Raw genomic sequence first — 17,983 nt, 5'->3', positions numbered from 1 at the left:
GCCAGTGATAAATAAGCGCACAGCGAGGGGGCATACGATGAGTGAAAACATCCGCGTCGGTCTTATTGGCTACGGGTACGCAAGCAAAACCTTTCATGCGCCGCTGGTTGCCGGCACGCCGGGAATGGAACTGGCGGCTATCACAAGCAGCGATGAAACCAAAGTCCATGCCGACTGGCCAGCCGTGCCGGTGGTAACGGAGCCTAAGCATCTGTTTAACGATCCTAATATTGACCTTATTGTCATTCCCACCCCTAACGACACCCATTTCCCCCTGGCGAAAGCGGCGCTGGAGGCTGGCAAACATGTCGTTGTCGATAAGCCTTTTACCGTGACGTTGTCACAGGCGCGCGAGCTGGATGCGCTGGCGCGAAGCCTGGGTCGGTTATTGTCGGTCTTTCACAACCGGCGCTGGGATAGTGATTTCCTGACGATCAAAGCGCTGATAAACGAAGGCACGCTCGGCGAAATTGCTTTTTTTGAGTCTCACTTCGATCGTTATCGTCCGCAGGTGCGAGATCGCTGGCGCGAGCAGGCGGGACCGGGCAGCGGCATCTGGTATGACTTAGCGCCGCATCTTCTCGATCAGGCCGTTCATCTGTTTGGTCTGCCCGTAAGCATGACGGTCGATTTAGCTCAGCTCAGGCCGGGGGCGCAGACCACCGACTATTTCCACGCCGTTTTGAGTTATCCGCAGCGGCGCATTGTGCTGCACGGGACAATGCTTGCGGCGGCGGAATCGGCCCGTTATATCCTTCACGGGGCGCGCGGCAGCTATGTGAAGTTCGGCCTGGATCCGCAGGAAGAGCGCCTCAAAAATGGCGAACGCTTACCGCAGGAGGACTGGGGCTACGACATGCGGGACGGGGTGGTGACGCGTGCGGAGGGTGAGGTACTGGTTGAAGAGACGGTGTTGACCCAGCCTGGGAACTATCCGGCGTATTACGCCGCAATTCGTGACGCGCTGAACGGTTCAGGTGAAAATCCGGTTCCGGCGAGCCAGGCAATCCAGATTATGGAGCTCATCGAGCTGGGGATCGAATCTGCCAAACATCGCGCAACGCTCTGTCTGGCATAAGTGCCAAACGCTTTCGTAGGCCGGGTAAGCGCAGCGCCACCCGGCAGTAAAGAGGACTACTGAGCAACTTTATCGCGCAGCGCCTGTTTCTCTTCAGGCGTCAGGAAGGCGATCTCCAGCCCGTTGATTTGCGCCTGACGGATCTGCTCGCGGCTCAGCCCGGCCTGCGGCGCGGCGATGTTGTATTCGTGAATAATATCCACGCCCTGAACCGCCGGATCGTCCGTGTTCAGTGAAGCCAGCACCCCGTGTTCAAGGAAGGTTTTCAGTGGGTGTTGCGCCAGCGACGCCACTGTACTGGTCTGAATATTGGAGGTCAGGCAGGATTCGATTCCAATACGTTGTTCGGCGAGGAAATCCATCAGCGCGCGATCTTCAATGGCTTTCACACCGTGACCAATACGTTCCGCACCCAGTTCACGAATGGCCTGCCAGATGCTTTCCGGCCCCGCGGCTTCGCCAGCATGAACGGTAATATGCCATCCTGCATCACGTGCGCGGTTGAAATGAGACAGGAACAGGCTGCCCGGGAAGCCCAACTCATCACCGGCCAGGTCGATGGCGGTGATCTGGTCGCGATGCGCCAGTAACGCTTCCAGCTCCTGAAGACAGGCCGCTTCACCGAAGGTACGGCTCATAATGCCGATCAAACGCGCCTGAACGTCAAAGGTTTTGCAACCTTCACGCACGCCCTCAATGACCGCTTCAACCACGCCCGCTACGGGGAGACTGTGGGTCATCGCCATATAACCCGGAGAGAAACGCAGTTCGACATAGTGCAGGCCGTTGCGAGCGGCATCTTCGATGTTTTCAAAGGCGACACGGCGACAGGCATCGAGCGAGGCCAGCATCTTCACGCCCCAGTCAAGCTTGCTCAGAAAACTTACCAGATCCGGCTCGTTCGACGTCACCTGGACATGGGGGATCAGGGTTTCAAGCGTTTCGGCAGGAAGCGTTAAATTGAACTGGCGACCAAGATCGAGAATAGTTTGGGCACGAATGTTCCCGTCGAGGTGGCGGTGAATATCAGTTAAAGGCAGGCGTGTATCAATCATGGTCGCACTCTTTGCTGGTTAAAGTGCGCCATATTATAAAAACAAAACGGGGGAAAAAGCTATTTGCGCAAGGGAATATTCCGTTGCGCAAATAATTTACAGCAGAGTGTTGATGCCAGCGATAAGGCGCTGAACGCCCTGTTCAAGCTTACTACGCGGACAGCCAGCGTTCAGTCGCACATAGCCTTTTCCTTCATCCCCATAAGTATATCCCGGCATGATGGCCACTTTTTGCTGTTCAATCAGCACGTTTTGCAGCGTATTGTCATCAATACCGAGTGGGCTGAGATCAATCCAGGCCAGATAGGTGGCCTCTGGCGGTTGCCAGTTGAGTGTCGGAAATGCAGCATTCAGTTCGTCAGCAATGTAGCGCAGGTTTTCTTCGAGATAGGCCCGCAGCGCGTCCAGCCAGGGTTCGCCCTGCCGGTAAGCAGCAATGTGCGCGGTCAGCGCCAGCACGGAAGGGGAAGAGAGTCCGTCCCGACCTTTTAATGCATTCAGATAGGCGTTACGGCTGTCGTCATCGGCGATAAGCCCCCAGGCGCCCGTCAGTGCCGGAATATTGAAGCTTTTAGAACCGGAGGTCAGCAGCGCCCATTTACCGTCCGCAACCTCATTCCACGGGGTATGGCGATGCGTGCCCCATACCATGTCCATATGAATTTCGTCGCTGATTACCGCCACATCATGACGGCTGCAAAGCGTTGCAATTGTGGCCAGCTCTTCCCGCGTCCAGACTTTGCCGGTCGGATTTTGCGGGCTACACAGCAGCAGAACCGTGTTTTCCGGTTTTGCCAGCGCCGCTTCCAGCGCGGCCATATTGCCGTCCCAGCCACGCGCCGTTTTCTGCATCGGCACGGAAACAACGGTACGCCGGTTGCCTTCAATGGCTTTATAAAAGGCATCGTAAGCCGGAGTATGAACCACCACGCCGTCGCCAGGCGCGGACCATATGCGGATCAGCTCCGAGACCATATAAATGACCGACGGCCCATACACTACGGTTTCGGTATCAATCTGACTGTTAAAGCGTTGCCGGAACCAGTGCGCCACGGCAGCCAGAAATTCGTCATTTTTCCAGCGGCTGTAGCCAAACACGCCGTGGTTGATGCGCTGGTGCAGCGCATCGGTAATACAGGGAGCGGTGGCGAAATCCATATCAGAGATGGTAAAGGGCAGCAGGTCGGCAGCCCCAAAACGGTCAGCGACATAATCCCACTGGGTACACCAGGTGCCGTGTCGATCCACGACGGTAGAAAAATCAAACATGACGGTGCTCCGTAAAGTAAAACCCCCTCATGACGAGGGGGGCGAGGCATCAGGCTTCGACGGTTCGCATCAGGGTTGCCAGCTCATCCTTCACTGACTGTACCTGCGGGCCAATGACGACCTGCAAATTGTGTTGATTTAACTGTACCACGCCGATAGCCCGGTTAGCTTTAAGTGCGTTGGTATCCACTTTGGACATGTCCGCCACCGACAAACGCAGGCGGGTGATGCAGTTATCCAGAGAGGTAATGTTATCCGCACCGCCCAGCGCCGCCAGAATAGCCGGCGTGTTATATCCGGATTTCCCAACGGTACCGGCCACTGCCTGTTCAACGCTGGTGGCCGTATCGGTATCGCGGCCAGGCGTTTTCAGGTTAAAGCGGGTGATGGCGAAGCGGAAGATCCCGTAGTAAACCGCGAACCAGATGGCGGCCACAACCGGCACCAGGTACCACTTGGTGGACAGGCCATGCAGGATACCGAATACCACGAAGTCAATCACGTTACCGTCGGTGTTACCGATGGTCACACCGAGCACAGCCATCACGGTAAAGCCCAGCCCTGTCAGTACGGCGTGGATGAGGTACAGCACCGGTGCCACGAACAGGAACAGGAACTCAATAGGTTCTGTCGTACCGCCCACCACGCAGGCAATAACGCCGGAGATCAGCAGGCCTTTAATTTTATGACGATTTTCCGGGCGGGCGCAGTGGTACATCGCCAGCGCAGCGCCCGGCAGGCCGCCGAGGAAGGCAGGCATTTTCCCCTGAGAGAGGAAACGCGTCGCACTTTCAGAGAAGCCGTGCGTGGTCGGGCAGCTCAGCTGGGCCTGGAAGATGGTCAGCGCGCCGCTAACGGAATGACCGCAAACGTCCATAGTGCCGCCTGCTTCAGTAAAACGAATCAGGGCAACCAGGATGTGCTGTAAACCAAATGGCAGCAGCAGACGTTCACCCGTACCGAAAATCATCGGGCCGAAATCACCCGCGCCGTTGATAATGCGGCCAATACCGGTGATCCCCATGGCAAAAACCGGCCAAATCAGAGGGATGATCAGACCAAACAGACCCATCACAACCAGCGTAATGATTGGCACAAAGCGGGTGCCGCCGAAGAAGGCCAGCGCATCGGGCAGGCGGATGTTATGAAAGCGCTCGTGCAGCATCCAGATGATCACTCCCGCGATCACGGCTCCAAGGATCCCGGTATCGATGGACTGAATACCAATCACGCTCTGAATGTTATTGGCTTTCAGTACCGCCGCGTCGGTCGTCGGCAGGATCCCTTTGGCGGTCAGCCAGAAGTTAACCGCAAGGTTCATGACCGCATAGCCAACGAAGCCCGCAAACGCCGCCACGCCTTTGTTTTCGCGCGCCAGACCCAGAGGAATGGCGATACAGAACATTACCGGCAGGAAGCTAAAGGCAAAAGAGCCGACCTTGCTCATCCAGATGAATCATGATTGAAGTGATATTAATATGTTAAATCAGATAGTTAAGGTTATGCGGTTTTTCTATGGGGCATCAGTGGGGCATTTTGAGTAAATGATGCGTTCAAAATGCCCACCTGGTCATGGTTATTCTCGGTCATCCATTTACCGTAAACCGTGAATAGCATTTGCGCTGACGAATGGCCCATCTGGTGCGCAACGAAATTTGGGTTCGCTCCGGCGACCAGTGCCCAGCACGCATATGTGTTCCTGGTTTCATAAGACCGTCTTTGTCGGACGCCTGCACGACGCAGGGCAGTGCGCCAGGCTGAATTAATGGATCCGGGGACGTAGCACATCGTCTTCTTACCGTTCATTGAAGTAATGGACGGCGAGAATACAAAGGTGCATTCATCGGTTCTCTTTTTTTTGTATTCCCGTAGGCTGACGCTTACCTTGTGGGATGCCATCATTCTGGTCAGTGGCATTTGTGCCTTGAGTGCATCAATTGCTGGCTGGGTCAGCTGTATTGTTCGAATCCCGGCGTTGGTTTTTGGCAGGGTGAAGTTTCCCTTCAGGGAATAGTTCCGTGACACTGTAACAGTCCAGTTGACAGTATCCACATCCTCCCAGGATAACGCGCTTAGTTCGCCATGCCTGACGCCTGTATTTACCGCAAAGATAACCATATTCTGAAACTGTAGCGTTGGGCAGGCCGCAACCACTCTCTGATACTCATCAGAAGTAAGAGGATCTGGAATGGGTCTTTCTTTTGCGAGAGGGGTAATACCTGCCATCAGATCGGTTTTCAGGTATCCACTTTTGAAAGCAAAGCCCAGCATCCCGCCAAGGCATGCCATATAGCTATTGACTGTAGGAACGCTTCTTCCCTTTTTGGGTGGATGATTTAGGCCATGTCTGGTCTTCTGCCAGCCGTTCAGTAGCTCCTTCCTGGCACTAAGGATATCTTCAGTGTTCAGGCTGCCGATATACCTGTGCTCACCAATTGTTTCGATAGTGGTTGTGAGGTGGCAATCGTAACGCCTCAACGTCCCGAGGCTAAGCTCCATCTCCTTAAGCCCAAGCCATTTCGATTTCAGTTCAAGTAGTGAGATTTGCTTTCTGACAGTGCTGAATTTCTCTGCGTTCGATGAATCAGGGAATTGCGAGGCATAATTGAATGTGCCTGTCTTTATCGCAAAGCAGACTGAAGCCCGAAGTTCGCCTGCCATTTTCCTGTTTTTTGGCGTGTCAGGAACGCCGAGATTTTCCCTGACACGCTTCCCCTGATATATGAACCATATGCGTAACGATTCGCCATGAACCTCTACGCCTGTTGGGTATGCTGCCATAATCATTCCTCGTTTGATGTGCCAAAGGACATTTAAGCAGATATTCTCCGGCGTTTCGCTGGGCTTTGGTGCTCGATCCAGTGGTTTATCTCATCGCGGTTATACATGATTGGGCTGTTTTGCTTAGGTGCCATATCAGGGGCAACATGGCGATAATGCTTTCCCTCCATCCAGGTAGACCGGCGGGCATGCTGAATCATGTGCTTTGACATGCCGGTTGTCGCAGTTAAAAGTTCCTCTGTGACCCATTTATTCGGTACCAACTGAATAATGTCGCTCATGGTTTTCTCCAGGCAAAAAGAAGCCGCCCGTAGGCGGCAATAACATCAAGGGATGTGAGGCGGTGCTTTCGCACCCAATAGCCAGCTCATAACTGGCTATCAGTTGCGTCATTTGAAATTATGTTCTTGCAAAGCCTCACCGAGGCGAATTAGCCAGCGACCTAATTGCTCCATGGCTTCTTCTTTTGTTTCATGCAGGTCAGAGTGGATACTCATTGAAACCTGGTTGAGATGCGTCATCGGGCGATACTCGAGTTCGACGGGCCAATCGACGATTGTTGAATGTTCCTCTGAGGAGTGACTGATAACGGTATATTTGCTGTAGTCCTCTAGACCGTTAGCATCTCTCTTAAACTCCTCAAGACGAATAGATGTCTTCCCCATAATCTCTCCTTAGGCCGCGCGCCGGGCACGCAGCGATTTGATATGCTCGCTCGTCTCCAGTTCGGCGCGTATCTGCGTCGCCTCACGGTGATCGAGGTGCTCAAAATCATTGTTAAAACGGTCTATTGAAGCGGTGTTTATCCGGCCCTGTCGCCAGTAGCGGACTATCTGTGATGTGCAGCTGTGGATGATGACGGGCCAACCGTGCTGGTCAGCGTAAATCTGACCCCGTTGAATTAGCTGAAACATTGGTAAGCTCCTGACTGCGTTTTAATTCCTCGCGGTATGCAGCAACCTCTTTAGCTTTCCTTTTCTGCCTTGGTGATGGCTTTGCGTGCTCCCAAACAAAAGGCCAATTGCTACCCAATACCAACCAGCGTCTATTGCTGATTCGATATGTGTTATTGATGTGATCACCAAGCAGCCTACGCGCTTGTCGGTTGTTCATGACAGTCCCCTCTGCTTATTCTTCAACTCGATGACGGATTGGCACTCCGCGCAGGTCTTGCAGCCGGGGACGGCAGCGCGCCGCGGCTCGGGAATTGGTTCGTCGCATTCTTCGCAACGCTCAGCTGATACGGCATTATGGTCGATGCGGTGAGCGGAAAGGGCAGCGTTACGCTGAAGCTCTTCTATCTCTGCTGCGGTATCGATGATGTCCATGGTCAATGCTCCCGGAACTGTCGGTTAATTCGGTTGAAGGTGAACGCCAGCAATAAAAAAGGCCGCTTTAGCGACCTGGTGATTTGCGATTTCATGGCTGTATCCACCCTTTGCCTTTGACGTGCTGAATAACGCCAAGCTTCCTGAGTGACTGGAGTCGGCGGTCAAGGATGCGGAAGACGTCCATTGGGTGCTTTCCTTCTGCCTCAGCAATGACGAGGCACTCCTGCCTGACGGAAGGGCTAAATAGCTCCGAAAAAGAGGTTGGCTGAGCGCCGATAGCGCTTAATACTTCGCTATCCAGTTTCGCGTATTTGGTCACGATTCAACTCCGAAGCGGCGATTAAGCCACCCTGTGTATACGACGAATTCCAGGAGGCTAACTCCCAGAGCTTCAATTTTCTTGTGATGCTTGTTGATGATGGGAGGCACCGTTTCGTTCCAGTTAGGCTTTGGCTTCTTGCGCATAGCCTGCTGGATTTCCTCGGTGCAGCGGCGGCAGGCTGCGCGGATGGCGTTGTCTGTTTCTGGTGTCATGCGGCCTCCGTTTTCACGACGTCGATGGCGCAGCCGGGTAGCAATTCAACCGCGGAGGTGGCGCACTGATTTCCCCAGTGATGCCAGCCTAGAGCCGCGCTGCGGCTAAAAAGCTCAATCCGCGGCACATCTCCGTAAAGCAGCTCCAGCCGGTGGCGCACTTCCCACGGCTTTTCGCTATGCGCGCCGAGCGGGCTGTAGACCACCTGCTTAATCCCGGCGTGCTTTCGTTCCAGCCCGGCGCCGCGGGTAGCAATCAGCAGATCTTCGGTATTGGCCCGGGTGTGGTTGCCGCCGTTCATGCGCGTCTCGGCGTTAAGCAGATCTAGGAAGTCGTAAAAGTCGGTGATTTCACCCTCGGCCAGCGCCTTGTTGATGCGCAATTCCGCGTTCTGATTCAGCTTCACCCAGGTAAAGCCCTTCATCGTGCGAACTGTAAATCCCCAGGCTTCGGCCAGCTCTATTGCTTCCTGGTTATGCGTGCCGGTGTACCACATCGCCAGCACCGCATTTTCGGCGGCAAGCTCCCACACCGGAAGGCGCTTGATGTCGATGAGTTTCATGGTGGAGTAGTGGCCGGCGGCGGCGCCGTTGCTTATAGTGTTGCCGTAAGACCAGGGAGGATCTGCGTAGATAAGAGCGTATTTTTCGGTCATTCCTCCTCCCGTCTGCGTGCCAGCAACGGCCCGTCGTGTCCTGCGTTAAAGCTTTCAACCATCGCCCGGCAACACGCCGGACAGCAGCTATAAGTCCTTTGCGGCTCTCCGTCGAATTTCCAGTAAGAGGAACGCATAGACGCGGAGAACGTGCCGCAGATATCGCAATGAAAGGATTCTGTTTCCAGAACCCTCATTAGCTGAGGCTTGGAGAGTTCGAACTTTCTGGCGATAACAGGATGCTCAAGACCGGCATCAAGCAGGGCTTCAATCAGCCGCAGATCGTTGATGGTTAATTTCCCGCAGCGGTAAAGCCCCATGCTACTGGCCTTCATTTGGATAGACGCTTTGGTGCGCTGTAACTTTTTGCACAGCTCATCCATATCCATGTACAGATAAGTTTTCGACAAAAAAATGGCCTGAGATTCAGGCCAGGGCATTGAGTGCATCTGCATTGTCATAACTATTCCCCGAGGCTTTGCGCCAGGATAACTTTGACGAGCCGCTCAGCAGCTGATTTTTGCGCCGGAACGGAGGCAATTATCGTTGGGCGGTCTTTTTCGGCGTTAACGCAGACGCCACCCCACCGTGCAAGCAGGAAGAAGTCTTCCATCTCAGAGGCGCCCGCATTGCTTGCCAGATCCTCAATCATCTGGACGATATCGACGATTGAGTGGTCAGCCATCAGCCGCTGAACTGCATAGCCGAAGGCGTTAATCATCACTGCGTGGAACTGAATGTAGTCGCGCTTGTAGTCTGCCTGGCTGGTGCCATGGCGAATCGCTTCGATCTGCGTCAGTGCCAACCAGGCCTCCCAGATGGATTCGATGTCGCCCATTTCCAGCGGCTTACTGCCCGCGTTGGAAAATTTGGCCGTCGCGTCGCTAAGCGCCTTGAAGCTCACCCACAACTTACTTTTCGCCGGAACGACGTTGTGCTCGAAGTCTGTAACCTCTGAGAAGGTGTCGTGCTGAGACAGGAACGACACCATCCCCTGGGCCACATCATTACGCCCGTCATAGGCCATGTTGATCGCAGCGGAAGGTTTCGAGACGTTGTTATTGATATCGGAGAAGAACTGCTGGCGTGCCTTCAGTGGGAGATTATGGGTCAGCATCAGCGGGATGCTGATTGGCTCTCCGTAAGTCCGGCAGAACTCAGCTAACCCGGCGGCGCGGTGCTGGCCGTCGAACAGCTTGATCACCGCATCCATAGGGAAGCGTGCCACGCCCACATTCGTATTGCCGAACTCTTCAAACTCAATATCCGCGTCGCAGTTGCCGACCAGTGGCGGGATGATGAAGGGCTCTTTATTTTGGTAGGCATTGACGAGGTACTGGTAAAACTTCTTCACGCGCGCCTGGTTAATTTCGCGTTGAGAGCGCTCGAGCGTGCTGCCGTGATTGTCGGACGCAAGTATGCGCGTTAGCGCGCGAGCAGGCGCCGTGATCATGTAAGTCGCCGTGCTACCCTGCATGCCGCGCGACGCCGGGAACTCAAAGAAATAATCGCCTACTTTGCTCATGCATCCTCCCGCTCCGGATCGTTTACATCCCAGCCATTACGCTCAATATTGGTTTGCAGCCGCTTATCTCCTACCTCTTCAATGCAGCGGCCGGTAATCTCAGCGACTTTAGCGTTTGAGTGTCGCCACAGCAGCGCCAGCTCTTCGGTAGTCCATTCAGGCATGACTTTTCCTCCTGCCGATCGGGCAAGTGAGTTGCGCTTGCTGCGCACGGAGTGGATAGAGCGACCGGTTGCCGCGGCGATTTCTTCAGGAGTGAACCGGCCAAACAGAAACAGCTCTGCTTTGGTCCACTTCCTGAGGTGGGTATTGCCCGGAAATTTCACATCGAGGCGAGCGGCCTGTGTGTAAACGGCGCGCTCAGTTCTTTCGAGTTTTTCGGCAATCAATGAGACGGGCATCTGTCCGGCAACTTCATGCAGGAACAGGTTTTCCCACGGTTGCCAGTGATTGGCACCCATTATTACCTCCATTGCTCGCCAAACGTGAACCCGATCTCCGCCAGCGCCTCGTCCATCTTCTCGATGAACTCAGGAACCATTTCGTTGAAATCGGTCATGTACTGCGGATCCCGCTCAACTACGACGTGGTGAATACCTTCGCGCTTCATGCGCGGGTCGTAGTTGGCAAAGAACCAGGCGTCTTTTCCGGTCACCCACATGCTGTACTGCACCTGGGCCATGTACGCAGACTTGATGGCTTCGAAACCCCCAAGGCGGAATTTCATGAAGTCGCGGGAGGTGAAAGGGCATTTAAGCTCAAGGCCGAACCCGTTACTGCAAAGTCCGTCAGGGGAGCACGCGGTGCGCATGCTCTCGTCACGGAACAGGATCGGAGACTCCGTGACTTTCACATCCGTGGTGAACTCGAAGAGGGTGCGGGCGTCTTCCTCGTACTGCTTGCCCCAGGCCAGCGCCTTGGCGTTAACCTCTGGCGCCACGCCTGTGCATACCTCGGCGAGCAGCGTGTGGAAGTAGGACATTTTCATGTCTGTCCACTTCTTTCCCGATCTGGGCTTGGATATGACGTTGTGCACTTCAGAGGCTGTGATAACGCCGAGGCGCAGACGGTGCCACGCCTCATCGCCCTGTTGGATAGTGGTTACGTCAATGCCGGTCCGGGCAAGGATAATTTCTGGTGTCATGCTGCCGCCTTCTTCTTGAGGAAGCCGAGAGCCTTAACTGCCTCGGCTTGCGTAAGCTCGGATGAATCGCGAATAACACGACGGAAAATTTGCGAACAGACTGGGAGCAGGTTTTCTTCCCACGTCTTATCCATTGCGATAAGGACGTCGTTAATCTCCTTGATAATTTCGTCCCCTGCTGGGGTTACATCTCGTTCAGGCTGGCGTTCGGATGAGAAGTTGATACCTTCCTCACCCTCGGTGTTGACGTGGTCTATGGCGGCGTCCAGGCGCTCACGGCGAGGCCAGTATTTTGCTGCCTGCTTCACGACCGTCTTGAGGATCATCTGTTCTTCGTCAGTGACCCATGGACACTTTTTGCTGTTGTCAGATTTGTACTTCTTCCATGCTTCAGACCGGTCACGGATGGAATAGATGGCATCGATGCGCATCGTATGGGTGAGGTAATCACCATCGTTAGTTTTTACCGTTACATACGCGCCTACGATGTCCCCGCGCTGCTCTTCAGTATCGAAGTCGTTGTAGATGTGGATTGGCGGCTTATCGAGCCCCTCGCGGCGGAACTGGTCGTTTCTTCGAACAATAGCCGACTGGCACCACTTAATGGCGCCAGACTGCTGCGCGATGTGCATCAGGCCCATGTAACTGATGTCTAGGCAAATAGCCCCTTTACGCGGAACCAGGTAAGCCAGCTTCTGAGCTGGGTTTAGCGAAATACCGATAGCCGCAACGTTGATGATTGCGTTCTGCGTGCTGGTCTGGTTCTGGAAAGCGACTTTCGCGAGGTAGTCGTTGTTCTGAAATAGTTGGATGGCAAACTGGCTTTCCTTCGCCCACACCATCCGCTCGTCTGTGGCCGCCTTCATGAAAAGCGGCTCCTGTTGTTTGACGAAATCAACAAGGGTTAAGCTCATAGCCCCTCCTTAAAATGGGCAGGTTGGATGAAGGCGATCCCACTCTTCTTCGGCGCGGTCGTAACAGATGCGTGTGACATAGTCGTTATAGGCTTCCTCTGCCTTTTCACCGACTAGTGCCATTTGCGCTTCTTTTGGGAGAAACAGGCTACTCATTTGCAGAGCATATTTCGGGAACATGGCGATCAGTTCTTTCGCCCGGTTGTCGATCCACTTCTCCTTCTCGTCGGTGAGCTGCTGCTCAACCCAGCGCCGATCTTCGATTCGGTCGTAAGTGAGGTATGCGTTCATGGCTGAACTCCTGAAATTTGGATGTGCAGATGCCGCCCGCAGAAAGCCAGGCCGATCGGTTGAATAGGGTGGTTACTGTTGCGCGATGGATTTCGCCGGGAACTCGCCGTTGCGAAGGATGCTTTCTACCGGCCAGCATTCTGCTGTTACTTTCTGCTCTGTTGCTGCCTGGCTGCATTCCTGTTGGCTGTCGTAAACGCCGAGAATGACGTCCTGATAATCACCGTTGGTCATTGCCACGGTCAGGACGAGCGCGAATAAAGTTTCCATCAGTGAAGAGTCCTCCCGATGGCGATGGCGTAAAGGCGCTTTGCTGCTTCCCACGCCGGAGCATTGCGATGGAGTACCGCGAACGACGCGAGCCGTTGGGCCTCTCTGATCTGCTGCTGGTTTACCATGATTTCCTCTTGGCCTTATCGCGGCGAACGGAACAGTTAATACAAGACTTCAACGCATTTATTCAGTGTTTCAATGGGCGGTGGATGGCCGCCGGTTGTCATAACTAACCGCACTCATCGAGAACGGTGAGGTATGAAAAAAGCCGCTGGTTAGGCGGCTCTGAGTTTGTTGACGTAATTCATGCATGCTGTAGGGCTGCATGTTCGCCATGTGGTTTTATGCTGCATCCGCTTGCTTGGCGGGTAATAAGCAACGGTCCCTTGCGGCGTGCGAAATATGAGTGTGTTTTCTCCCTCTTCGAACTCAACCCCATTACGCTGAAAGAATGCCTTCATCCCTTCATGTGCCGAATTGCGTGCCATTCTGCGCCGCTCTTTAAGTTCTGGCTTCATGTCTCGCCAAAACTCCCCCATCGTATAATCTTCGTCTGCCATAAAACCCTCTATCGTTACCCGCTGATGCGGGAGAAATGCTTTGGCGCTGGCTCCCCACAATGAAGCAGGGAAGGCCGTCGTCGCCTTGGTGAGCCATTACCTCACCAACTAGCTGATAACCGTCTGCCAGCCCAAAGCACTTCGCCACACTCTCGCAGTGGCCGCGCTCATGCCCTTGAGACCTTGTCGCTCATCGCCGCTTATAACCGGTGCGCTTCTGGCGTTCGCGCTGCTTTACCGGCATACCCTTTTCCTCGTTTAACCCTGACCAGCGGTATGTCGCAGTTCGGACCTGCGTCTGGCTCTCTCACGGAGACTCGGGGCCGCATCATTACTGCGGCTTGAAAGTGCGGTCTGTCCGCTTTAGCGCTTCATTGGAATCACTCCTCTAAGTTGAATCAGCGCCCCATCATCGGAGCGTTTCAAATTGAGTGACTTATCAGCTCATCGCAGCGTGGTCCTCTACACCTACCGTACGCATACGGACTCAGTGCTTACCTCGATCCCATCGGGTGCCATTTCTTTTTGCCAGGAGCGCTACGGCTTGCCTGTCACTCAGTCTGAATTGTTAAAGAAGCAGGCGGGGCATCCGCCGCTGGCTAACTTCGCTCAGCTGTCGATGTTTCGTTTCGATGGGTTAACAATACTAGCGGTATTAATATATAGCAATACCGCCAGTATTAATAAATCTTTTATTAATACTAAGAGTATGAATTTGATGTGATTTTATTTTTGTAAATACCAGTGCTACGCTTAAAAAAACAGCAGGAGGGATGTGCATGGTTCTGGATGAAGAGCGTATAAGCATGAAAATTCAGGCCATGGGGCGGGCGGTGATGGAATTGTCACTGGCTGATTTACCCATGACCCAGCAAAACATCATCGACAAGCTGAAGCAGTACCGGAAGGAAACAGGAAACGTGATAGGGAAGGGAGCTAACAGGGATGCTGCGGAGTTGGTGAGGAAGGGGCAATAAAAAAGCCCGCACGGGGCGGGCAGGTAGTGTTGCGATAGTTATTGTTATCAGCTTCAGGCTGGATAGTTATCGGCAGAATGGGTGATGGCTTTATGGGTGGGCAATAAAAACCCGGCGCGGTGGCCGGGTTGATTCAGGATGCCCACACCTCTGCATCAGGAAGTTTTCCACTGGTTTGCCAGTGTTTAATGACTTTAAAGGCTGCACGAGAAAAATAAACATTCTTCACGTCATTCGGCATTTTGCAGTAGTAGTCAATCTTACCGCTTTGTTCGTTTACGCTGAACTCTCCACTGCCATTTTCATTAAAAAACACATAGTTAGATGTCTTTCCATCAGAGGATTTTTTTTGAATTTGAACATAAAAGCCCATATCATTCCTCCTTAAGATTCCATACAAAACCGGCTTCGATCGTTCTCTTGTGAGCTTCATTATAGGTGAGTCCATCTTTTTTTTCTATATGAGACTCATATTCCTCGTGCGCGAAAAACTCTACGTCAGAACTGATATGTAGGTTGCAGGCTAGTCTATCCCAAGCATTTACTATTTCCGGGTCTGCGTCGAGCCTGCCATAACGTTTAGTATTGTCCTGATACACTATCTCATGATCATCGAAGAAAATATGATTTTTCACCCTTTCAACTATGTCTTCAGTCTTTGAGAGAGTGTTACAGATTTTATTAATATCTGTAGTGTCATTCCTTATGCGTTCGTACTCAATTTCAGACCGTTCAATTGCCTCTAAATAGCACTCTGGAGAGGTGTTGATCGTCATCGATATGTGATTAGACTCCTCGTCACTACCAAGAAGCGAGGCTATTTCATTAAATGCGTTTTCAATAGGGTTTATCATATCGCACCCTTACTCGATGAATTCTGAGCAATCTATTCTTTTAAAGTTGATTGTTTGAAAAGCAAAATATCCATTTATTGTGAAAATAAAATGTGGAATGTAAACACCAACGCTTGTCAGATATGTCATTGAGATCACGAGTTTGTTTTTTGCCTCATTGAGGCTGGAGTTGCTAAGGGAGTGGGCGCTGTTTAGTTCTAAAATCTTGTCTTTAAAATCATCAATATTCACTTCTGGCTTAACTTGGAAGGACGTAAATATGCTTATAACGTCAGACCTTAGATAGACCGATGCAACGGTTCCTTCATGATTGATGACGATCCTGTTTTCAAAACTCTCAGTTTTAAAGCCTGCGTTTGCAAAAATCTCTTCGAGACGCTTTATTGTAATATCAGCATTAGATAGAATCTGGTCGTTAGACATTCTACAGTCCTTTTGTAAATGTTAAATGGCTAAATTTTTATACAAAATAATTGCTTTGAGAGACGGAATCTTCGCGTTCTGATGATGCAGTTATCGCACACTCTCCAAACATCTAAACCAGCCGCATCTTCGTCTCTACAGCAACACCGATAATTCGACAGTTACCATTCACCGCTACCAATGGCCACTGTGGATTTAAACCCTTCAGGTACTTCTGCGCACCGTCGATCACTAACTTCTTAAATGTTGCCTCGTTCGAATCAGATAGCTTTGCTATTACTAGGCTGCCGTTGATCGCCTCGCGGCCCGTATCGAAAAGAACGAAGGTACCTTCAGGGATGCTAAGACCAGCAGGGGCTGTCATCGAGTCACCATCTACCTGCAGCCAGAACGCCTCCCCCTGAATGTGAGCATCTGATTCAAGCCAAAGGTCTATATCCTTTAGGGTGTACGGCTCAACCGCTTCACACCAGGCGCCCGCCTGAACTTTGCTAATCACCGGATATTTTGAGCCAGGTGAATAATGCCCTGCGAAAGAAGTATTTTCCGACGCCACCGAGCTCATATCAGAGATATCCTTCGCAAGTGACGGGCTGAAATCAGAGACACTAATCCCAAGAAGCCTCGCAAAGACCGATGCTACCGCTGTATTTAAAGCGTTCCTTCCATTGAGATAATGGCCAACGGCACCCTGGGATATGTCCAGCGCGTCCGCAATGGATTGCTGAGTAATACCCAGTTCTTTTTTCTTCGCTTCGTAAAGGGCTTTTAAACGCTTTGAATCAGCCACTTGAGCGGGGGTGAGGATCTTTTTCTTTTCCATTATCAGATATTAATACCAAAGCTCATATTTTTAAAATACCGGCGGTATTGATTTATCTAATACTTGTGGTATTGTTTTTGTATTAACGGTAAGGAGCAACGCTAAACATGAAAATTTCACTCGCCGAGTATGTCGACGAAGTTGGCCAGGTAAAAGCAGCTGATGCCATTGGTGTCCATCAAACGGCAATTAGCAAAGCGATCAGGGTCGGCCGTCAGATTTTCATCAACAAGCTTCCTACTGGCGAGGTTAAGGCGGTCGAGTACCGCGAATTTCCTCACAGTAAGAAACAGGAACATCAGGAATAGCAAATGCATTCACTTGCGTATCAACACAATACCGGAATACACCCGGGAGCGATGATAAACCGCGCTCAACATAAGGCGGCGCCAGACCACGAAAAGATCCGCGATGCGGTCCGGGCATGGTCTTCGGCGCTGGACAATCAGGACGTCGTTTCGGCGCTGATCATCAACGAATACCGGGAGCAGGGCGGGACCGCCATCAGCTTTCCGGAAGACATCAGCCGGGCGCGCCAGAAGCTGTTCCGCTTCCTGGATAACCGTTTCGACTCCGAACAGTACCGCGAGAACGTTCGCCAGCTGACGCCAGCAATCATGGCCGTGCTGCCTGTTGAGTATCGCACTCGCCTGATCGGTGCCGATTGCAAATTGTCTCGTCTGGCTGAAGCCGAGAAAGAACTCGCCGAAGCTAAACAGGCCGTGCTGCTGGACGCTCCAGAGCATCAGAAGCTGAAAGAGGTAAGCGAGGGTATAGCGTCGCTGTTCCGCCTCATGCCGGAGCAGGTAGGGCCGTTGATGACGATGGTTACGTCGATGCTGGGGGTTATGTGATGGGAAGTTTCAAAAATGGTGAAAGCCAGTCTGCGCGAACAGAACTGGCCTTCAGATGCAAATCGTGTGCACTCATTGCAGGAGGAATAATGGCAAAAAATCCACGCTATTACCATACCGCTGTACATAAAAACATAACCCGCGACCGCTTCATCCGCTCGGTTAACCCGATTGTGGCAGAGAAGATGCGCGCCATCCTGGAAGAACTGAAACGTAAGGAGAGTGGCCGTGGGTAACGTATCTAATTTAGCCGAAGCCAGAGAGGCCAGAAGGCTCCAGAAACCGCGCACGAATGACGGTAAGGGGTTTGCCTTGCTGCACCGTAAAATTATGGATGTGCCGTTCTACAAGGATGCTGAGGCGGCTCATTTATGGGTTCACCTGCTCCTGCGTGCAAATCACGAACAGACACTGGTATCCACGGATGTCGGCGATGTGATCTGTGAACGCGGAGAGTTCATCACCGGGCGCAACACACTGGCAATGGAAACGGGTTTGACCGCTGATCGCGTTAAATCACTGCTCCGTAAATTCCAGAACCTGGGCATGATCACCACCAAATCGAACAACCGTTTCACTGTTCTAAAAGTGGTCAAATATGACGAATATCAGTCAAATTTTTGTCCAGCCGATGTCCAGCC

The 17,983-nt window shown here is 52.5% G+C and carries 27 protein-coding genes and 2 pseudogenes; 6 read left to right on the top strand and 23 right to left on the bottom strand.

Annotated features, from left to right (window positions below):
* Positions 1 to 37 precede the first annotated feature (37 nt).
* On the top strand, positions 38 to 1,078 hold the full coding sequence (locus INF86_RS06605; RefSeq protein ID WP_023306015.1) for an oxidoreductase: 1,041 nt from the start codon (positions 38 to 40) through the stop codon (positions 1,076 to 1,078).
* Between the two features lie 56 nt (positions 1,079 to 1,134).
* Here INF86_RS06605 and add read toward each other — a convergent pair whose 3' ends face one another.
* The 19 genes and pseudogenes from add to INF86_RS06510 all read right to left on the bottom strand — a co-directional run bounded on the left by add (position 1,135) and on the right by INF86_RS06510 (position 13,411).
* Entirely contained in the window at positions 1,135 to 2,133 is a 999-nt protein-coding gene (add, locus tag INF86_RS06600; protein ID WP_022647922.1) for an adenosine deaminase, read from the bottom strand.
* 96 nt (positions 2,134 to 2,229) lie between these two features.
* Positions 2,230 to 3,402: a MalY/PatB family protein gene (locus INF86_RS06595; protein ID WP_193543361.1), complete on the bottom strand. Its 1,173-nt coding sequence runs from the start codon at positions 3,400 to 3,402 to the stop codon at positions 2,230 to 2,232.
* 49 nt (positions 3,403 to 3,451) lie between these two features.
* A pseudogene (malX, locus tag INF86_RS06590) lies at positions 3,452 to 4,858 on the bottom strand (maltose/glucose-specific PTS transporter subunit IIBC); the annotation flags it as partial.
* A 44-nt stretch (positions 4,859 to 4,902) separates the two neighbouring features.
* A complete protein-coding gene (locus INF86_RS06585; RefSeq protein ID WP_063926432.1) occupies positions 4,903 to 6,183 on the bottom strand; it encodes a site-specific integrase in 1,281 nt (426 codons plus the stop codon).
* Positions 6,184 to 6,215: 32 nt separating this feature from the next.
* Positions 6,216 to 6,464: an excisionase family protein gene (locus INF86_RS06580; protein ID WP_022650951.1), complete on the bottom strand. Its 249-nt coding sequence runs from the start codon at positions 6,462 to 6,464 to the stop codon at positions 6,216 to 6,218.
* A gap of 108 nt (positions 6,465 to 6,572) precedes the next feature.
* Positions 6,573 to 6,848, bottom strand: coding sequence for a hypothetical protein (locus INF86_RS06575; RefSeq protein ID WP_032621606.1), 276 nt, complete (start codon positions 6,846 to 6,848; stop codon positions 6,573 to 6,575).
* Positions 6,849 to 6,857: 9 nt separating this feature from the next.
* A complete protein-coding gene (locus INF86_RS06570) occupies positions 6,858 to 7,097 on the bottom strand; it encodes a DUF4222 domain-containing protein (protein WP_023306020.1) in 240 nt (79 codons plus the stop codon).
* A gap of 195 nt (positions 7,098 to 7,292) precedes the next feature.
* The gene (locus tag INF86_RS06565) at positions 7,293 to 7,511 is read right to left on the bottom strand and encodes a TraR/DksA family transcriptional regulator (RefSeq protein ID WP_193543360.1); all 219 of its coding nucleotides are present in this window, start codon (positions 7,509 to 7,511) and stop codon (positions 7,293 to 7,295) included.
* Between the two features lie 91 nt (positions 7,512 to 7,602).
* Positions 7,603 to 7,833, bottom strand: a complete 231-nt coding sequence (locus INF86_RS06560; protein ID WP_006176201.1) for a hypothetical protein — start codon at positions 7,831 to 7,833, stop codon at positions 7,603 to 7,605.
* Positions 7,830 to 8,048 (bottom strand): hypothetical protein, encoded by a 219-nt coding sequence (locus INF86_RS06555; protein ID WP_193543359.1) that lies wholly within the window; start codon positions 8,046 to 8,048, stop codon positions 7,830 to 7,832. Before INF86_RS06555 ends, INF86_RS06560 begins: the two co-directional genes overlap by 4 nt.
* Positions 8,045 to 8,704: an MT-A70 family methyltransferase gene (locus INF86_RS06550; protein WP_193543358.1), complete on the bottom strand. Its 660-nt coding sequence runs from the start codon at positions 8,702 to 8,704 to the stop codon at positions 8,045 to 8,047. Before INF86_RS06550 ends, INF86_RS06555 begins: the two co-directional genes overlap by 4 nt.
* Positions 8,701 to 9,165 carry a hypothetical protein gene (locus INF86_RS06545; protein ID WP_193543357.1) on the bottom strand — a complete coding sequence of 155 codons (465 nt, stop codon included), beginning with the start codon at positions 9,163 to 9,165 and terminating at the stop codon, positions 8,701 to 8,703. Before INF86_RS06545 ends, INF86_RS06550 begins: the two co-directional genes overlap by 4 nt.
* A gap of 2 nt (positions 9,166 to 9,167) precedes the next feature.
* Positions 9,168 to 10,229 carry a DGQHR domain-containing protein gene (locus tag INF86_RS06540; protein ID WP_193543356.1) on the bottom strand — a complete coding sequence of 354 codons (1,062 nt, stop codon included), beginning with the start codon at positions 10,227 to 10,229 and terminating at the stop codon, positions 9,168 to 9,170.
* Positions 10,226 to 10,690, bottom strand: coding sequence for a hypothetical protein (locus INF86_RS22395; RefSeq protein WP_227414748.1), 465 nt, complete (start codon positions 10,688 to 10,690; stop codon positions 10,226 to 10,228). The genes INF86_RS06540 and INF86_RS22395 overlap by 4 nt, the downstream gene beginning before the upstream one ends.
* A 2-nt stretch (positions 10,691 to 10,692) precedes the next feature.
* On the bottom strand, positions 10,693 to 11,373 hold the full coding sequence (locus tag INF86_RS06530) for a lambda exonuclease family protein (RefSeq protein ID WP_193543355.1): 681 nt from the start codon (positions 11,371 to 11,373) through the stop codon (positions 10,693 to 10,695).
* The gene (locus INF86_RS06525) at positions 11,370 to 12,287 is read right to left on the bottom strand and encodes a recombinase RecT (RefSeq protein ID WP_193543354.1); all 918 of its coding nucleotides are present in this window, start codon (positions 12,285 to 12,287) and stop codon (positions 11,370 to 11,372) included. The genes INF86_RS06530 and INF86_RS06525 overlap by 4 nt, the downstream gene beginning before the upstream one ends.
* Positions 12,288 to 12,296: 9 nt before the next feature.
* Positions 12,297 to 12,578, bottom strand: coding sequence for a host nuclease inhibitor GamL (gene gamL / locus INF86_RS06520; RefSeq protein ID WP_048229705.1), 282 nt, complete (start codon positions 12,576 to 12,578; stop codon positions 12,297 to 12,299).
* Positions 12,579 to 12,650: 72 nt separating this feature from the next.
* Positions 12,651 to 12,848, bottom strand: coding sequence for a DUF1482 family protein (locus INF86_RS06515; RefSeq protein WP_048207095.1), 198 nt, complete (start codon positions 12,846 to 12,848; stop codon positions 12,651 to 12,653).
* A gap of 278 nt (positions 12,849 to 13,126) precedes the next feature.
* Positions 13,127 to 13,411, bottom strand: a complete 285-nt coding sequence (locus tag INF86_RS06510) for a hypothetical protein (RefSeq protein ID WP_045343392.1) — start codon at positions 13,409 to 13,411, stop codon at positions 13,127 to 13,129.
* Between the two features lie 779 nt (positions 13,412 to 14,190).
* Between INF86_RS06510 and INF86_RS06505 the strand changes: the two genes are divergently transcribed.
* On the top strand, positions 14,191 to 14,388 hold the full coding sequence (locus INF86_RS06505; protein ID WP_023313997.1) for a hypothetical protein: 198 nt from the start codon (positions 14,191 to 14,193) through the stop codon (positions 14,386 to 14,388).
* A gap of 133 nt (positions 14,389 to 14,521) precedes the next feature.
* Here INF86_RS06505 and INF86_RS06500 read toward each other — a convergent pair whose 3' ends face one another.
* The 4 genes from INF86_RS06500 to INF86_RS06485 form a co-directional block, all read right to left on the bottom strand.
* Positions 14,522 to 14,761: a hypothetical protein gene (locus INF86_RS06500; protein WP_044704990.1), complete on the bottom strand. Its 240-nt coding sequence runs from the start codon at positions 14,759 to 14,761 to the stop codon at positions 14,522 to 14,524.
* A 1-nt stretch (position 14,762) separates the two neighbouring features.
* Complete coding sequence (locus INF86_RS06495; RefSeq protein ID WP_046695767.1) at positions 14,763 to 15,242, bottom strand: hypothetical protein; 480 nt, start codon at positions 15,240 to 15,242, stop codon at positions 14,763 to 14,765.
* Between the two features lie 9 nt (positions 15,243 to 15,251).
* Complete coding sequence (locus INF86_RS06490; protein WP_044704986.1) at positions 15,252 to 15,665, bottom strand: hypothetical protein; 414 nt, start codon at positions 15,663 to 15,665, stop codon at positions 15,252 to 15,254.
* Positions 15,666 to 15,777: 112 nt separating this feature from the next.
* A complete protein-coding gene (locus tag INF86_RS06485; protein ID WP_023303585.1) occupies positions 15,778 to 16,488 on the bottom strand; it encodes a LexA family transcriptional regulator in 711 nt (236 codons plus the stop codon).
* A 107-nt stretch (positions 16,489 to 16,595) separates the two neighbouring features.
* Here INF86_RS06485 and INF86_RS06480 point away from each other — a divergent pair, with 107 nt between their 5' ends.
* The 4 genes and pseudogenes from INF86_RS06480 to INF86_RS06465 all read left to right on the top strand — a co-directional run.
* The gene (locus INF86_RS06480) at positions 16,596 to 16,796 is read left to right on the top strand and encodes a Cro/CI family transcriptional regulator (protein ID WP_006176184.1); all 201 of its coding nucleotides are present in this window, start codon (positions 16,596 to 16,598) and stop codon (positions 16,794 to 16,796) included.
* 3 nt (positions 16,797 to 16,799) lie between these two features.
* The gene (locus INF86_RS06475) at positions 16,800 to 17,342 is read left to right on the top strand and encodes a toxin YdaT family protein (protein WP_063151927.1); all 543 of its coding nucleotides are present in this window, start codon (positions 16,800 to 16,802) and stop codon (positions 17,340 to 17,342) included.
* 89 nt (positions 17,343 to 17,431) lie between these two features.
* The gene (locus tag INF86_RS06470) at positions 17,432 to 17,578 is read left to right on the top strand and encodes a hypothetical protein (protein WP_015571544.1); all 147 of its coding nucleotides are present in this window, start codon (positions 17,432 to 17,434) and stop codon (positions 17,576 to 17,578) included.
* Positions 17,571 to 17,983, top strand: a pseudogene (locus INF86_RS06465) (DNA replication protein); the annotation flags it as partial. The gene INF86_RS06470 and the pseudogene INF86_RS06465, both read left to right, overlap by 8 nt.

It is taken from the genome of Enterobacter cloacae complex sp. I1M (assembly GCF_014982425.1).
GTDB lineage: Bacteria > Pseudomonadota > Gammaproteobacteria > Enterobacterales > Enterobacteriaceae > Enterobacter > Enterobacter intestinihominis.
Note: the sequence above shows the minus strand (reverse complement) of the source record. Positions and strands in the feature narration are given on the sequence as shown.

What these genes read in the sequence shown, in the direction of transcription:
- INF86_RS06605 (WP_023306015.1), top strand. Translation starts at nt 38, where the DNA reads ATGAGTGAAAACATCCGCGTCGGTCTTATTGGCTACGGGTACGCAAGC.
- add (WP_022647922.1), bottom strand. Translation starts at nt 2,133, where the DNA reads ATGATTGATACACGCCTGCCTTTAACTGATATTCACCGCCACCTCGAC.
- INF86_RS06595 (WP_193543361.1), bottom strand. Translation starts at nt 3,402, where the DNA reads ATGTTTGATTTTTCTACCGTCGTGGATCGACACGGCACCTGGTGTACC.
- INF86_RS06585 (WP_063926432.1), bottom strand. Translation starts at nt 6,183, where the DNA reads ATGGCAGCATACCCAACAGGCGTAGAGGTTCATGGCGAATCGTTACGC.
- INF86_RS06580 (WP_022650951.1), bottom strand. Translation starts at nt 6,464, where the DNA reads ATGAGCGACATTATTCAGTTGGTACCGAATAAATGGGTCACAGAGGAA.
- INF86_RS06575 (WP_032621606.1), bottom strand. Translation starts at nt 6,848, where the DNA reads ATGGGGAAGACATCTATTCGTCTTGAGGAGTTTAAGAGAGATGCTAAC.
- INF86_RS06570 (WP_023306020.1), bottom strand. Translation starts at nt 7,097, where the DNA reads ATGTTTCAGCTAATTCAACGGGGTCAGATTTACGCTGACCAGCACGGT.
- INF86_RS06565 (WP_193543360.1), bottom strand. Translation starts at nt 7,511, where the DNA reads ATGGACATCATCGATACCGCAGCAGAGATAGAAGAGCTTCAGCGTAAC.
- INF86_RS06555 (WP_193543359.1), bottom strand. Translation starts at nt 8,048, where the DNA reads ATGACACCAGAAACAGACAACGCCATCCGCGCAGCCTGCCGCCGCTGC.
- INF86_RS06550 (WP_193543358.1), bottom strand. Translation starts at nt 8,704, where the DNA reads ATGACCGAAAAATACGCTCTTATCTACGCAGATCCTCCCTGGTCTTAC.
- INF86_RS06545 (WP_193543357.1), bottom strand. Translation starts at nt 9,165, where the DNA reads ATGACAATGCAGATGCACTCAATGCCCTGGCCTGAATCTCAGGCCATT.
- INF86_RS06540 (WP_193543356.1), bottom strand. Translation starts at nt 10,229, where the DNA reads ATGAGCAAAGTAGGCGATTATTTCTTTGAGTTCCCGGCGTCGCGCGGC.
- INF86_RS22395 (WP_227414748.1), bottom strand. Translation starts at nt 10,690, where the DNA reads ATGGGTGCCAATCACTGGCAACCGTGGGAAAACCTGTTCCTGCATGAA.
- INF86_RS06530 (WP_193543355.1), bottom strand. Translation starts at nt 11,373, where the DNA reads ATGACACCAGAAATTATCCTTGCCCGGACCGGCATTGACGTAACCACT.
- INF86_RS06525 (WP_193543354.1), bottom strand. Translation starts at nt 12,287, where the DNA reads ATGAGCTTAACCCTTGTTGATTTCGTCAAACAACAGGAGCCGCTTTTC.
- gamL (WP_048229705.1), bottom strand. Translation starts at nt 12,578, where the DNA reads ATGAACGCATACCTCACTTACGACCGAATCGAAGATCGGCGCTGGGTT.
- INF86_RS06515 (WP_048207095.1), bottom strand. Translation starts at nt 12,848, where the DNA reads ATGGAAACTTTATTCGCGCTCGTCCTGACCGTGGCAATGACCAACGGT.
- INF86_RS06510 (WP_045343392.1), bottom strand. Translation starts at nt 13,411, where the DNA reads ATGGCAGACGAAGATTATACGATGGGGGAGTTTTGGCGAGACATGAAG.
- INF86_RS06505 (WP_023313997.1), top strand. Translation starts at nt 14,191, where the DNA reads ATGGTTCTGGATGAAGAGCGTATAAGCATGAAAATTCAGGCCATGGGG.
- INF86_RS06500 (WP_044704990.1), bottom strand. Translation starts at nt 14,761, where the DNA reads ATGGGCTTTTATGTTCAAATTCAAAAAAAATCCTCTGATGGAAAGACA.
- INF86_RS06495 (WP_046695767.1), bottom strand. Translation starts at nt 15,242, where the DNA reads ATGATAAACCCTATTGAAAACGCATTTAATGAAATAGCCTCGCTTCTT.
- INF86_RS06490 (WP_044704986.1), bottom strand. Translation starts at nt 15,665, where the DNA reads ATGTCTAACGACCAGATTCTATCTAATGCTGATATTACAATAAAGCGT.
- INF86_RS06485 (WP_023303585.1), bottom strand. Translation starts at nt 16,488, where the DNA reads ATGGAAAAGAAAAAGATCCTCACCCCCGCTCAAGTGGCTGATTCAAAG.
- INF86_RS06480 (WP_006176184.1), top strand. Translation starts at nt 16,596, where the DNA reads ATGAAAATTTCACTCGCCGAGTATGTCGACGAAGTTGGCCAGGTAAAA.
- INF86_RS06475 (WP_063151927.1), top strand. Translation starts at nt 16,800, where the DNA reads ATGCATTCACTTGCGTATCAACACAATACCGGAATACACCCGGGAGCG.
- INF86_RS06470 (WP_015571544.1), top strand. Translation starts at nt 17,432, where the DNA reads ATGGCAAAAAATCCACGCTATTACCATACCGCTGTACATAAAAACATA.